The sequence below is a fragment of the Streptomyces yangpuensis genome, assembly GCF_001005295.1.
GTDB classification, from domain to species: domain Bacteria; phylum Actinomycetota; class Actinomycetes; order Streptomycetales; family Streptomycetaceae; genus Streptomyces; species Streptomyces yangpuensis.
Map to the genome: position 1 here is coordinate 856,502 of NZ_LBMK01000003.1, position 13,440 is coordinate 869,941.

The 13,440-nt window shown below is 73.9% G+C and carries 13 protein-coding genes; 4 read left to right on the forward strand and 9 right to left on the reverse strand.

The features are described 5' to 3' along the window. Positions 1 to 99: 99 nt before the first annotated feature. From AAT21_RS19085 to AAT21_RS19095, 3 genes are all read right to left on the reverse strand, one after another. A complete protein-coding gene (locus AAT21_RS19085; RefSeq protein WP_079025801.1) occupies positions 100 to 1,014 on the reverse strand; it encodes a sirohydrochlorin chelatase in 915 nt (304 codons plus the stop codon). Positions 1,015 to 1,110: 96 nt separating this feature from the next. After that, a complete protein-coding gene (locus AAT21_RS19090; protein WP_030657563.1) occupies positions 1,111 to 1,797 on the reverse strand; it encodes a uracil-DNA glycosylase in 687 nt (228 codons plus the stop codon). Positions 1,798 to 1,808: 11 nt separating this feature from the next. After that, positions 1,809 to 2,900 carry a WD40/YVTN/BNR-like repeat-containing protein gene (locus AAT21_RS19095; RefSeq protein WP_046778017.1) on the reverse strand — a complete coding sequence of 364 codons (1,092 nt, stop codon included), beginning with the start codon at positions 2,898 to 2,900 and terminating at the stop codon, positions 1,809 to 1,811. Positions 2,901 to 3,127: 227 nt separating this feature from the next. Here AAT21_RS19095 and AAT21_RS19100 point away from each other — a divergent pair, with 227 nt between their 5' ends. The 3 genes from AAT21_RS19100 to AAT21_RS19110 all read left to right on the forward strand — a co-directional run bounded on the left by AAT21_RS19100 (position 3,128) and on the right by AAT21_RS19110 (position 6,139). Further along, positions 3,128 to 4,468, forward strand: a complete 1,341-nt coding sequence (locus AAT21_RS19100; RefSeq protein ID WP_046778018.1) for a wax ester/triacylglycerol synthase family O-acyltransferase — start codon at positions 3,128 to 3,130, stop codon at positions 4,466 to 4,468. 79 nt (positions 4,469 to 4,547) lie between these two features. Beyond that, complete coding sequence (locus AAT21_RS19105; protein ID WP_046778019.1) at positions 4,548 to 5,657, forward strand: NADH:flavin oxidoreductase/NADH oxidase; 1,110 nt, start codon at positions 4,548 to 4,550, stop codon at positions 5,655 to 5,657. A 131-nt stretch (positions 5,658 to 5,788) separates the two neighbouring features. Beyond that, entirely contained in the window at positions 5,789 to 6,139 is a 351-nt protein-coding gene (locus AAT21_RS19110; RefSeq protein ID WP_046778020.1) for an ArsR/SmtB family transcription factor, read from the forward strand. Positions 6,140 to 6,465: 326 nt separating this feature from the next. Here AAT21_RS19110 and AAT21_RS19115 read toward each other — a convergent pair whose 3' ends face one another. Together AAT21_RS19115 and AAT21_RS19120 are read right to left on the reverse strand one after the other, a co-directional pair. Further along, a complete protein-coding gene (locus tag AAT21_RS19115; protein ID WP_046778021.1) occupies positions 6,466 to 7,842 on the reverse strand; it encodes an FAD-dependent oxidoreductase in 1,377 nt (458 codons plus the stop codon). A 52-nt stretch (positions 7,843 to 7,894) separates the two neighbouring features. Then, entirely contained in the window at positions 7,895 to 8,602 is a 708-nt protein-coding gene (locus tag AAT21_RS19120) for a DUF305 domain-containing protein (RefSeq protein ID WP_412180329.1), read from the reverse strand. 69 nt (positions 8,603 to 8,671) lie between these two features. On the opposite strand from AAT21_RS19120, the gene AAT21_RS19125 reads away from it, so the two are divergent. Next, the gene (locus AAT21_RS19125; protein ID WP_046778022.1) at positions 8,672 to 10,168 is read left to right on the forward strand and encodes an LVIVD repeat-containing protein; all 1,497 of its coding nucleotides are present in this window, start codon (positions 8,672 to 8,674) and stop codon (positions 10,166 to 10,168) included. A gap of 10 nt (positions 10,169 to 10,178) precedes the next feature. Here the strand turns inward: AAT21_RS19125 and AAT21_RS19130 are convergent, their stop codons facing one another. The 4 genes from AAT21_RS19130 to AAT21_RS19145 form a co-directional block, all read right to left on the reverse strand. Then, positions 10,179 to 10,808, reverse strand: a complete 630-nt coding sequence (locus tag AAT21_RS19130) for a TetR/AcrR family transcriptional regulator (protein ID WP_046778023.1) — start codon at positions 10,806 to 10,808, stop codon at positions 10,179 to 10,181. Positions 10,809 to 11,067: 259 nt separating this feature from the next. After that, entirely contained in the window at positions 11,068 to 11,718 is a 651-nt protein-coding gene (locus AAT21_RS19135) for a phosphatase PAP2 family protein (protein WP_046778024.1), read from the reverse strand. A gap of 46 nt (positions 11,719 to 11,764) precedes the next feature. Further along, a complete protein-coding gene (locus tag AAT21_RS19140; protein WP_046778025.1) occupies positions 11,765 to 12,703 on the reverse strand; it encodes a M56 family metallopeptidase in 939 nt (312 codons plus the stop codon). 82 nt (positions 12,704 to 12,785) lie between these two features. After that, positions 12,786 to 13,310 (reverse strand): DUF5134 domain-containing protein, encoded by a 525-nt coding sequence (locus AAT21_RS19145; protein WP_079025802.1) that lies wholly within the window; start codon positions 13,308 to 13,310, stop codon positions 12,786 to 12,788. Positions 13,311 to 13,440: the final 130 nt, after the last annotated feature.

Consider the following 13,440-nt stretch of genomic DNA (forward strand, 5'->3'; position numbering starts at 1 on the left):
ACGCGGGCCGGGCGACGGCCGGGCGCGGACCGTACGCGCGAAGGCCCCCGCCCGGCCGGGAGATCCGGGCGGCGGGGGCCTTCGCGCGGGTCGGGCGGGTCAGTGCGCGGGCGAGCCCTGGGGGATGCCCAGAGCCGCGGTGTACTGCGCGACGGCCAGCTTGCCGAGTGCCGGGTAGGCGCCGAGCACCTCGGCGGTGGCGCAGTCGGCCTCCTTGCACGCCGTGTCCAGCAGCCCGTCGGCGGCCTCCGGGCCGATCAGGTACGGGGCGAGCGCGAGCTGGGTGGAACCCTCGCGGCGCAGCTGGTCGGCGACCGCGGCCACCGAGCCCTCCTGGTCCAGCGCGGCCGCCTGGACGGGCACCGCGAGGCGGGCGGCGAGCAGCATGCCCGTGATCCCGGCGGCCTGCACGGCCTCCTCGCCACCGGTGGTGGCCAGGACGATGCCGTCGGCGGCGGTGGTCACGGTGAAGAGGCGGGCGCGGTCGGCGCGGGCCAGTCCGGCCTCCGAGAGGCGCACGTGCAGACCCTCGGCCAGCAGCGGGTGCGGGCCGAGGACGTCGGCCAGCTCGGCGGCGGCGGTGGAGTCCATCAGGGCCTGGCGCATCCGGCGCAGCAGGTCGCTGTCGGGGCCGGCCAGCAGCGGGACGACCACGGCGTCCGGGCCGGTCTGCTCGGGCACCTCGTGGCCGGCGGCGCGGGCGAACTCGGCACGAGCGGTCCGGTCGGCCGCGACGGCGTTCAGCACGCCGGACAGGGACGGGAACTCGGAGGCGTCGTCACCCTCCAGGAAACCGATGCGGGCGTCGAGGCCCGGCAGCTCGGAGCGGCCGATGCTGATGATCTCTTCCGCGAGCCCCCGCGAGGCGGCCGAGGGCGCACCGGGCACGGCGAGTACCAGCGCGGGCGCGCCCTCGGGCGCAGCCGCGGGCTCGGGCCGGCGGTGCCGTCCGGTCGGGCGGGGTCGCGGCATTCGTACGGGCAGGCCATTTGCGGGGCCAGTGGGGGAGCTCATGGCGCCGCATGCTACTGGCTTATCGGAAGAAGGTGTTCGGGCAGGGCCTTCGCGTGCCGCATCTGTCCGTATTTATCCGGTGAATTGCAGATACGTTCAACTGACGGACGGCAAGCGCCAGTCCACAGGCTGTGACCCCTGGCCCACCAGTAGTTCGTTCGTCCTGCTGAAGGGCCGGGAGCCGAAGAACCCGTAATCCGCCGACTTCGGGGAGGGGTGCGAGGACTCCACCACCGGCAGGTCGCCGAGCAGCGGCCGGAGGTTCCGGGCCGCACGGCCCCACAGGATGGACACCAGTGGCTTGCCCCGGGCGGCCAGCGCGCGGATGGCCTGGTCGGTGACGGCCTCCCAGCCCTTGCCCTGGTGTGCGTTCGACCGGCGGGGCGCGGTCGTGAGCGAGCGGTTGAGCAGCAGCACGCCCTGCCGGGTCCACGGGGTGAGGTCACCGTTGGCGGGCCGGCCGGTCCCTATGTCCCGGTGCATCTCCAGGAAGATGTTGTCCAGGCTCGGCGGAACCGGCCGTACGTCCGGGGCCACCGAGAAGGACAGCCCCACCGCGTGCCCCGGGGTGGGGTACGGGTCCTGGCCGACGATGAGGACCTTGACCTCGTCGAAGGGCTGTTGGAAGGCGCGCAGCACATTGGCCCCGGCGGGGACGTACGTCCTCCCCGCCGCGATCTCGGCTCGCAGGAAGTCGCCCATCGCGGCGATCTGCGTCGCCACCGGCTCCAGAGCACGGGCCCAGCCCGGCTCGACGATCTCGTTCAACGGTCGTGCTGCCACAGTGGATCACTCTACTGGCCGATCGTCGCCGCCCGCACGCACAGGACGTCGGGAAGGTGCTCGGCCAGCAACTGCCAGCTGTCGCCGTCGTCGTGGCTGGCGTACAGCTCGCCGTTGCGGTTGCCGAAGTAGATCCCCGCCGGGTCCGCGTCGTCCGTGCAGAGCGCGTCCCGGAGCACCGTGCCGTAGTGGTCGGAGTCCGGCAGTCCGCGCGTGAGCGGTTCCCAGGTGGCGCCCGCGTCCGCGGTGCGGAAGACCCGGCACCGGTGCCCGGCCGGGACCCGGTCCGAGTCGGCGTTGAGCGGGAACACGTAGGCGGTGTCCGGCCGGTGCGGATGGGCCGCGACCGCGAAGCCGAAGTCGGAGGGCAGCCCGCCGCCGATGTCGGTCCAGCGGGCGCCCGCGTCGTCGCTGCGGTAGACGCCCCAGTGGTTCTGCAGGTACAGCCGGTCCGTGTCGCCGGCGTCCTGGGCGATCTTGTGCACGCACTGGCCGAACTCGGGGTTCGGATCCGGCAGGAACACCGCCGAGACCCCCTGGTTGGACGGCTCCCAGCTGGCCCCGCCGTCCTTGGTCCGGAACACCCCGGCGGTGGAGACCGCCACCGTCACCGCGTCCGGGTCGCCCGGATCGGTGATCACCGTGTGCAGGCCCTCGCCGCCGCCGCCCGGGACCCACTTGCCGCGGCTCGGGTGCTCCCACAGCGGGCGGACCAGTTCGAAGGACTCGCCCCGGTCCGTCGAGCGGAACAGCGCCGCCGGCTCCGTCCCCGCGTACACCACGTCGGGCGCCTCGGCCCCGGCCGGCTGGAGCTGCCAGACCCGCTCCAGCGAGGCGCCGGTGTCCTGGGGGAACTTGACGGCGGCCCTGGCCGGTTCCCGCCAGGTCGCCCCGAGGTCGTCGGAGCTGAAGACGGACGGACCCCAGTGGGTGCTGTCCCCGCCGACCAGCAGCCGGGGGGACGGGCCGCGCCGGTCGATGGCGGCCGCGTAGACGGCCTGGGCGTTGAAGTGGGGCCCGTCGAACTCCCACGGCCCGTCGCCCCTGCGACGGCCGATGAACAGTCCCTTGCGGGTTCCCACGAGCAGCAGTACGTCGGCCATGGCCGGCACCTCCGGACCTCGTCGTCCTTGCGGGCGGATCGTTCCTCACGGAGCGTCTTTCCGGCCAGTCTGCACCCGCCCACCGACAGGGGCCCGGCGGGCGCCGCGCACCTCGCATCGGATGATCTATACCGATCATTTACCGCCCGGAAATGATTGCGCCTTGCATGGGGGTGTTCGCAGTGGGTTGACTTCAAGCCACTGCTGCCGCGCGTGAGAGGACGTACGTGGCCACCGAGTACCTGTCTCCGCTCGACCTCGCTTTCTGGCGGATGGAGTCCGCCGACCATCCCATGCACCTGGGTGCCCTCGCCGTCTTCCGCACCCCCGGACCCCCGGGGCCGGACGAGGGGGACGCCGCCGAGCGCGCCGCCGCGCTCCTCACGGCGCGTTGTGCGGCCGTGCCGGGCCTGCGCCGCCGGATCCGCGACGTGCTGCTGCCCCTCGGCGCCGCCGCCTGGTCGCCTGACCCCGGCTTCGATCCGGCGCGGCACGTCTTCCTCGTCCGCACGGACCTCCGCCGCCCGCACGAGGCCGCCGGCCCCCTGATGGCCCGCCCGCTGGACCGGGAGCTGCCACCGTGGGAGGTGCACGTACTGGCCGGGCCGGATCCGGACTCCTTCGCCGTGCTGTTCAAGTTCCACCACGCCCTCGCCGACGGCCTGGGCGCGCTCGCCCTGGCGGCCGCGCTGTTCGACGAGGTCCCCGGGCCGCGGGCGCCCGTGCGCCCGGTTCCCGGGCAGCGGGGCGGGTCTGTGCTGAGCCGGCTCCCGGGAGTCCTGGCCGCCCGGGTCCAGGGCGTCGGTCAGGCCCTGGAGATCGGCGCCGCCATGGCCCGCGAGGGGCTGCCGCTCGGGGTCCCCGCCGCGCTCACGGCCGGTCCCGCGGGCGCGGGCAGCCGTACCGTCGCCGGTCTCGCGCTCGACCTCGACGAGGTCAACCTGATCCGCAAGGGGGCCGGCGGCACCGTCAACGACGTGCTGATCACCCTGGTCGCGGGCGCCCTGCGGCGCTGGCTGGCCGGGCGCGGCGACCCCGAACCCCTGGGGGCCGGACCACGGGCCCTGATCCCCGTGTCCCGCCGCCGCGGACCCCGGGACGGCGAGGGCGCGGGGAACCGGCTCTCCGGCTACCTGCTCCGGCTGCCGCTCGCCGAGCCCGATCCGCTACGGCGCCTGGACCGCGTCCGCGTCGGCATGGACCGCAACAAGGACGCCGGGCCCGCCCGGGGCGCCGGGGCCGTCGCCCTGCTCGCGGACCACGTCCACCCGCTCGGCCACCGGCTCGGCGGGCCCCTGGTCGCCCAGGCGGCCCGGCTGCTCTACGACATCCTCGTCACCAGCGTTCCGCTGCCCGGCCTCACCTTCTCCCTCGGCGGCAGCCGGGTCCACGAGGTCTACCCGCTCGCCCCGCTGGCCCGCGGCCAGTCGCTGGCGGTCGCGGTCTCCACCTACAAGGGGACGGTCCACTACGGCCTGGTCGCCGACGCGGCCGCGGTTCCGGACCTGGCGGCGCTGACCGGGGCGCTGCGGGCCGAGCTCGACGCACTTGTACGAGAGGTCTCGTAGTACGAGGAGGTTCGTAGTATGGTGAGTCTCGTACTTAGCCGCCGACCCCGGCGCGCCCGGTGACCTCTGGAGAGCCCCGATGAGTGCTGCCCCCGCCGTACCCGCCGCTTTCGCCGCCCTGTTCGAGCCCTACACCCTGCGATCGGTCACCGTCCCGAACCGCGTGTGGATGGCCGCGATGTGCCAGTACAGCGCCGAGGCCTCCGGGCCGGACGCGGGCGTCGCCGGCGACTGGCACTTCGCCCACTACGCCGCCCGCGCGACCGGCGGGACCGGCCTGATCATCCAGGAGGCCACCGCGGTCTCCCCGGAGGGCCGGATCTCCCCGTACGACCTCGGCATCTGGAACGACACCCAGGTCGAGGCCCTGCGCCGGATCACCGGCTTCCTCAAGGCCCGGGGGACCGTCCCCGGCATCCAGATCGCGCACGCCGGCCGCAAGGCGTCCACGGACCGGACCTGGAAGGGCGGCGCGCCGGTCGGCCCCGACGCGCACGGCTGGCAGCCGGTCGCCCCCAGCGCCGTGCCGTTCGCCGAGGGCCACCCGGTGCCGAACGAGCTGACGGTCGATGAGATCGGCGAGATCACCGGCCAGTTCGCGGCCGCGGCCGGACGGGCTCTCGCCGCGGGCTACGAGGTCGTCGAGATCCACGGCGCCCACGGCTACCTCATCGGGGAGTTCCTCTCCCCGCACAGCAACAGGCGCACCGACGCCTACGGCGGATCCTTCGAGAACCGGACCCGCTTCGCCCTGGAGGTCGTCGACGCCGTCCGCGCGGTGTGGCCCGAGGAACTCCCGCTCCTCTTCCGGATCTCCGCCACCGACTGGCTGGAGGAGGAGGGCTGGACCGCAGACGAGACCGTGCGCCTGGCCCGGCTCCTCCAGGAGCACGGCGTGGACCTCCTCGACGTCTCCACCGGTGGCCTCGCTCCCGGGGTGACCATACCGGTCGGCCCCGGCTACCAGGTGCCGTTCGCCGCCCGGGTCAAGGCGGAGACGACCCTCCCGGTGGCCGCCGTCGGCCTGATCACCGAACCGGGGCAGGCCGAGAAGATCCTGGCCAACGGCGAGGCCGACGCGGTCCTGCTGGGCCGCGAACTGCTGCGCGACCCGTTCTGGGCCCGCCGCGCGGCCGAAGAGCTCGGCGCCCCGATCCGGACGCCCGAGCAGTACCACCGGTCCTGGTGACGGCGGTGCGGCCGCGGCCCCGAGCCGCGGCCGCACCGGCGGCTCCCACCGGTTCCCGCGACCAGCACGACTCCTTCGACACCTCTCGTACCATGGGGGCCCGGACCAAGCCGAGTGAGCGGAGCAGGGACATGACGGATCGGGACACCTCCCGCACCCTGGCCCATCCGGAGGCGGCCGAGATCCGCCTGGAGGGTGTGCTGCACGCACTCTCCGACCCGGTGCGGCTCTCCATCGTCCTGGACCTCGCCGCCTCGGCGGACGACCTGGCCTGCTCGCACTTCGACCTGCCGGTCACCAAGTCCACGACCACGCACCACTTCCGCGTCCTGCGCGAGAGCGGTGTCGTACGCCAGGCCTACCGCGGCACCACCAAGCTGAACGCCCTGCGCCGCGACGACCTGGAGGCCCTGTTCCCGGGCCTTCTCGACAGCGTCCTGACGGCGGCCGCCGCCGAGGCGGAGCGGCTCACGTCCACGTGACCGCGGGTCAGCCGACCCCACCGGTGGTCACGGCCGCGGGCGTGTCCTCGACGGTCACCGTCACGTCTTCGGCTACCCAGGGCCGCCCCCCGTCCCGTGACCGGCGGATTCCGTTCGCTGCCATGACACTCCGTCCGCGTGCTGCTCCGGGGCTTCGGGCCAGTGGCATGATCGGCCCGCGCACCCGGGGCGGCACGGCGACACTCCCCGGACGGGGACTTCCGGCAGGACCACCACCCGGAAGCACTTCCGCGGACGCACCGGGACGCCCTGCCCGGACGCCCTTCCGCGGGAGGACGACGCGCCGGGGGCCGGGGGAGGGCCGCCTACCCCCGGTCCGCTCCCGCCGCGTCCAACAGGCCCGGCCAGTCCGGAATCTTGACGGTGCGCCGGCCCAGCGAACGGCCCAGATCCTCCTCCGCCGACTCGATGGCCAGCCAGCCGGGCCACTCCACCGGGTGCAGGCCCGCCGCCCGCAGGGCGGCCAGCGGGTCGCCCGGCAGCTCGCGCCCGGCCAGCGCACCCGCGTCCTGGAGCAGCGAGGACACGGTCTCCTTCGCGCACGGCCGGTTCGTGCCGATCACCCCGGTCGGGCCCCGCTTGATCCAGCCCGCCACGTACTCGCCGACCGAGGCCCGGCCCGCGCGCAGCACCCGCCCCGCGGCGTGCGGAACCGTGCCCCTCGCCGGGTCGAAGGGCAGCCCGGTCAGCGGCACGCCCATGTACCCCACCGAGCGCAGCACCAGCTGCGCCTCGACGTCCTCGTGGACACCCGTACCGGTCACCCCGCCGTGCCCGTCCGGGGCGGTCCGCTCGAAGCGCACCCCGGCGACCCGGCCGCCGGGCCCGCCGAGGATCTCCACCGGGCGCAGATAGAACCGCAGCGCGATGCGGCGCGGTTCCTCGCCGGGGGCCTCGCCGGGCTCCTTGCCGGCCCAGCCGCGCAGCACTTCCAGGTTGCGCCGCGCCACCGCCGGCAGTGCGGCGGCCGCGCCAGGGTCGGCGTACATCGGGTCCAGTGCCAGCTCCGCCGGGTCCGCCCCGGCCTCCACGCCGGGCAGCGTGCCCAGTTCGCGCAGTTCCTTCGTGGTGAACCTGCCCTGGGAAGGCCCGCGCCGGGCCACCATCGACACCCTGCGCACCCCGCTGTCCGCGAGCGCGCCGAGGGCCGGCTGGGGCATGTCCGTCGGCGCCAGCTCGGCCGTGCCGCGGGCCAGGATCCGGGTCACGTCCACCGCGACGTTGCCCGCCCCGATCACCACCGCCGCGTCGGCCCCGGGCAGGCCGAAGGCCTCGGCGGCGGCGTCCGGGTGCCCGCTGTACCACGACACGAAGGCCGTCGCGGAGTGCACCCCGGCCAGTTCCTCGCCGGGGATGCCCAGCATCCGGTCCCGCGCCGCACCCACGCAGTACACGACCGCGTGGTACAGCTCCAGCAGCCGCTGCGCGGGCAGGGCGGTCCCGCCGACCTCGACGTTCCCGAGGAAGCGGATCCGCTCGTCCTCCAGCACGGTGCGCAGGCTGCCCTGCAGCGACTTGATCTTCTCGTGGTCCGGTGCGACCCCGTACCGCACCAGCCCGTACGGGGCGGGCAGCCGGTCCAGTACGTCGACCAGCACCCCGGGCACCTCGCGCTGCTGGACCAGCGTCTGGGCCGCGTAGACCCCGCTGGGGCCCGATCCGACGACGGCGACACGAAGCACGGCGGAGCTCCTCCCGCAGGTGGTTCCAGCATGGCACCGGCCCGCCCGCCGGTCAGCCCATCGTGCGCATCCGGTGGATCTCGGCGCTCTGGGTGGCCACCACCTCGTTGGCCATCTCCTCGACGGCGACGTTGTTCCCGCCGGCCAGCGCCTCGCCCGCCATCGTCAGGGCCCCCTCGTGGTGGGTGGTCATCAGCTTCAGGAAGAGCCGGTCGAAGTCGGCGCCCCGGGCCGCGGTCAGCTCGTCGAGCTGCTGCGCGGTCGCCATGCCCGGCATCGAGCCGTGGTCGTGGTCGTGGCCCTGGTCGTGTCCGTGCCCGGGGGCGGCCGTGCCGGAGCCCGCCGGCGGTGCCGGATGGCGGTCCAGCCACTTCTGCATGGCGCCGATTTCGGGCTTCTGGGCGGCCGTGATCCGTTCCGCCAGCCGTTTGACCGGCTCGGCCGCGGCCCGTTCGGGGGCCAGTGCGGTCATCGTCAGGGCCTGCCGGTGGGGTTCGATCATCCGCCGCACGTAGGCGTGGTCGGCGGCGTTCGGGCTGTCGTCGGGCTTCGCCCGGGCGGCCTGTTCGGGGGTGAGGGTGCGTGAGGTCTCGCCGGGTCTGCCCGGCGCGACGATCGTGGCCCGCCCGTCGTCGGCCCGGTCCGCTCCGTCGTCCTGGCAGGCGGTGAGCGTCAGCAGGAGGCAGGCGGTCGCCATCACCGCGGCGAACCGGAAGGGCCGCACGGATAAGGTCTCGCGGCCCCGGAGGCCTTTTGCCATGTCCATGAAGGGAAGATACTGCCGGGGTCCTGGTTCCGTTCCCCTGCGGACGGAACCGATCGGGCTCCCATGGGAGGCACAGTGACCTCACTTCGCACCAGGAGAGCGGGCAGCAGGAGGGTGGGGGTGGCCGTCGTCGCGGCCGGTCTCCTCACGACCCTCCTCGCGGCCGGACCGGCGGCGGCCACCCCCGACCCCGGCGACTTAAGCCCCGGCCACGGCAACCACCAGGGCGCGAGCACCCTCGACGGCCCGGAACTCGCCCCGGGCGACATCCCCGGCCAGGACGAGATCGTGCACAGCGCCAACATCAAACCCCTGGCCAACATCCCCTCCACCGACGCCACGGCGATCAACACGGACCTCGCGTTCCAGGGCCGGTACGCCTACGCGGGCAACTACAACGGCTTCACGATCTACGACATCGCCGACCCCAAGGCGCCGAAGAAGATCACCGAGGTGCTCTGCCCCGGCGGGCAGAACGACATCTCCGTCGACGGCGACCTGCTCTTCCTCTCCACCGACTCCTCGCGCAGCGACGACTCCTGCAACAGCGTCTCGCAGCCCGCGACGGAGAAGTCCTCGTGGGAGGGCATCAAGATCTTCGACATCAAGGACAAGAAGAACCCCAGGTACATCAAGTCCGTCGAGACGGCCTGCGGCTCCCACACCCACACCCTCGTCCCGGGCCGCAAGGACATCTACCTCTATGTCGCCTCCTACTCGCCGAACGAGGCCTTCCCCGACTGCAAGCCGCCGCACGACGGCATCTCCGTGGTGAAGGTCCCCAAGAAGAGCCCGACCGAGGCGGCGGTCGTCGCCTTCCCGGTGCTCTTCCCCGACGGCGGCAACCCGGGCGCGCCCACCAACCCCGGAGTCTCCAAGACCACCGGCTGCCACGACATCACCGTGCTGCCCTCGAAGAACCTGGCCGCCGGAGCCTGCATGGGCGACGGCATCCTCTTCGACATCAGCAGGCCCGAGCAGCCACGCGTCATCGACCGGGTGCAGGACAACGTGAACTTCGCGTTCTGGCACTCGGCGACCTTCAACGAGCGCGCGAACAAGGTGGTGTTCACCGACGAACTCGGCGGCGGTGGCGGCGCCACCTGCAACGAGGCCACCGGCCCCGACCGGGGCGCCGACGGGATCTACGACATCACCGGCCGGGGGGACCAGCGCAAGCTCGTCTTCCGCAGCTACTTCAAGATCCCGCGCCACCAGGCCGACACCGAGAACTGCGTGGCCCACAACGGCTCGCTGGTCCCGGTCGGCGGCGGCCGCGACATCATGGTGCAGGCCTGGTACCAGGGCGGCGTCTCCGTGTGGGAGTTCACCGACTCGTCCCGGCCCAGGGAGATCGCCTACTTCGAGCGGGGACCGCTGACGACGGACCGGCTGGGCCTCGGCGGGTCCTGGTCGGCTTACTACTACAACGGGCACATCTACTCGAACGACATCGCCAAGGGCCTCGACGTGCTGCGGCTCGACGACAAGCGCACCGACAGTGCCAAGCGGGTCCGCCTGGACCGGCTGAACGTACAGACCCAGCCCGAGTACCGCTGACCGCGTGAGGTCACAGGTGTGAGGGGAACGTTCCGCCGGGCGGCCCACCGTCCGGCGGAACACCGAGGTCCCAGTCCAGCCCGTAGCGCTGGAACAGCTCCGCCCGCAGCCGGGCGGCCGGCATCGGGGCCCCGGGCAGCAGCACCGCCACCACCGCGCCCATCAGCAGGGCGCGCAGCAGCGGGTAGTCCGCGTCCACGTCCCGCGAGCCGTACCGGACGAGCGTGTCCCGCAACAGCTCGGCCAGCCGCTGCTGCTCCGGGCACCGCACGAAGCCCTCGGCCGTGAGGATGCCCGCCATGTGCGTCCGCATCAGCAGTGGTTCGTCCCGGGCGAGGCCCAGGATCGCGTCGACGGCCCGCGCCAGCCGCTCGCGCCCGTCCTCGCTGCGAGGCTCCCGTTCCAGCGCGGCGTACAGGGTGAGGTGCATCAGCCGGTGCACGGCCGACTGCAGCAACTGCCGTTTGCCCGGGAAGTAGTACGAGACCAGGCCGCGGGCCGCGCCCGCCCGGTCGGCGATGTCGCCGAGGGTCGTCGCCTCGTAGCCGCGCTCGGCGACGAGTTCCACCGTGGACCGCAGCAGGCGCTCCCGGGAACGTCTGCGCAATTCTTCATTGACCGATGCGCTGCGCGGGGACATGCTTACTCCTGCGTTGACTGGCTCACGGCCAATATACTCAGCGCACGGGGTCGCCTGCTCTGGGTGACACGGGGGATCATCCAGGGCAGGCCACGCCACTCACCGGCCCGCCCCGGCTCCAAGGGCCCGGCCGAGCGTCCGAGGCCGGATGCCGGCCTCGGAGCTGCGGGGCGTTGCCGTACCGTCCGGCCCGCTCGGTCGGCCGACGGGGTTCACCGCAGAAACGACGGGGCGTGTACGCCGGTCGGCCCCGGGACCCTCAGCGTTCCTGCGGCCGCCGGACGGGTCTGCGGCCGCCGACGCGCACCGACGCCGCGAGGACCACAACGGCGGTGCCCAGCAGCCAGCCACCCAGCACGTCCGAGAACCAGTGCACGCCGAGGTAGAGCCGGGTGAAGCCGACACCGAGCACCGTGACGGCCGCCGCGGCCCAGGCGGCCGGGGCCCACCCCGGGGCCGGGCGGGGCATCAGCCACAGCAGCATCCCGCACACCACCGTCGCCGTCATCGCGTGGCCGGACGGGTAGGCCGCGAAGTGCGCCCAGTCCACCGGGTCCGACCACACCGGACGCTCCCGCCCCACCGCCGCCTTCAGCCCCTGCTGCACCACTGACGCCGCCACCACGGCCAGGGCCACCCGCAGGGCCCGCTCGCGGTCGTCGCGCCGCCACAGCAGGAAGAAGGCCACGGCGGCCAGCGCCCGCATCGTCCACGGATCCCAGACCCAGTCGGACAGCACCCGCATGGAGCGCGTGACCCCGGGGTGGGTGACGGCGTGGGCGTGCAGGTCCCGCGCCACCCGTTCGTCGTAGGTCAGGAGGGGCTGCCAGCCCGCCACCACCAAGGCGGTCAGTACCGCCACGAGCAGCGCGCAGCCGATCCCCACCCAACGAAATAGATCGTTCCGCATAGGGCGATCCTTGCACCGGCGCCGGGCGGACGGGGCCGGGCGCGCACTACGTCAGGGCGCTCAGCCCCGGTACGAAGGCCACGAGCAGGGGGATCGCCGGCACCAGCGTGGCCAGCGCCGTCAGCCGCAGCCGGCGGCCCGGCGAGAGCCTGGGCGCGGCCGACAGCAGCCTGCGCACCCGCTGCGGGACGTGCGCCTGCGGCGCCGAGGAGGCCGCGAACACCCCGCGGTCCTCGTTGAGTCCGACGAGCGCCAGCGCGACCGTCAGCCGGCCGAACCGCCGCGAGGCCATGTCGTCGGCGGCCAGCTCCACCAGCCGGTGCATCTCCGCCTCGAAGGCGGCGAAGACCGGCACCTGCGGGAAGCCCCGGGACAGCGCCCGTGAACAGTGCAGGAGCCAGTCGTGCCGGGCCGTCGCGTGGCCCTGCTCGTGGGCCATCACGGCGTCCAGCTGGCTGCCCTTGAGCCGGCCCAGCGCAGCCGTCGTGACCACCAGCTGCGGAGCCGCGCCCGGCAGCCACCAGGCGTCCGGCCGCGGACCCTCCAGTACGACGAGCCGTGCGCCCGCGGGGTCCTCCCCGGGCAGCAGCGGGGCCCGCTCCAGCAGTTCGCTGCCCTGGGCGCGCCGCCGGGCCCGCGCCCGCAGCACCTCGCCGGTCAGCATCGCCGCCGTCCACAGGCCACCGCCCGCGAGGGCGAGGGCGGTGACGGCGGCCCAGGGGCCCCCGGACGGGCCGAGGGCGTAGGCGTCGACGACCCCGTGCGGGGCGGCGGCGAAGAGCCGGCCCCGGACCGCCTGCCAGGCCGCGGCGGCGCTCAGCAGCATGGACAGTCCGAAGCACAGCAGCACCGCGCCGACGACGCACTGCCACACCCACAGGGCCACGACCGGCTCCCGTTCGGGCCACTGGGCCCGGGCGAGCAGACGGGGAGCGAGCAGCGCGGTCAGGGCGCCGAGCACAAGGAGGGCTGCGGGGACCATCATGGCCACCAGCCTATGAGCGAGCGGCTACCTGCGGGTATGAGACGGGGGCATTGGTGACGCAGGACACGTTTCGCGGGCGCCGTCACATCGACAGCAGCATCGCCAACATCCCCATTCCCATGGCGAGTCGACAGGCCCTGACGAGCTCCGTGGACCCGCCGTGCGCGGGGACCGGACCGCCCGCGGTGAGCAGCCGCGTGCCGCCGAGCACCACGTAGCCGGCGTAGTAGAGCAGGAGGCTCCCGGTCAGCAGCGGCAGCCCCGCGCCGTGCCCGTGGCCGCCCCCGGAGACCGTCGCGGCGCTCATGTAGACCATCGCCAGCGACCCCACGAGGTGGTGGGCGTGGTGCGCCCCGCCCCGCAGCAGCCACACGGCGTGCAGGGCCGCGGCGCAGAAGACCACGCCGAGCACGGGCTGCCGCCACGCACCGCCGTCCCCGAGGGGTACCGCCATCAGCGCCATGCCGAACCCCATCACCGCCTCCCCGGCGGCGGCCCCGCCCCGCCCGTGCGCCCGCCGCAGGCAGTACGCGCCGCTCACCGCGCACAGGAGCACCAGCAGCCAGGAGGAGAGGGCGGCGGACAGGGACGCGGCGGATCCGTGCACGGCGGAATCTCCCGGTTCGTCGGCGTCACCGGGAAAGATGCCCTCCTCACACAGTGCTCACGCGGCCCCGGGATAGGCTCTCCCCGCCGTCCCAGGCATGTCATATGCCACCGCACCGAACGGAGCGCCC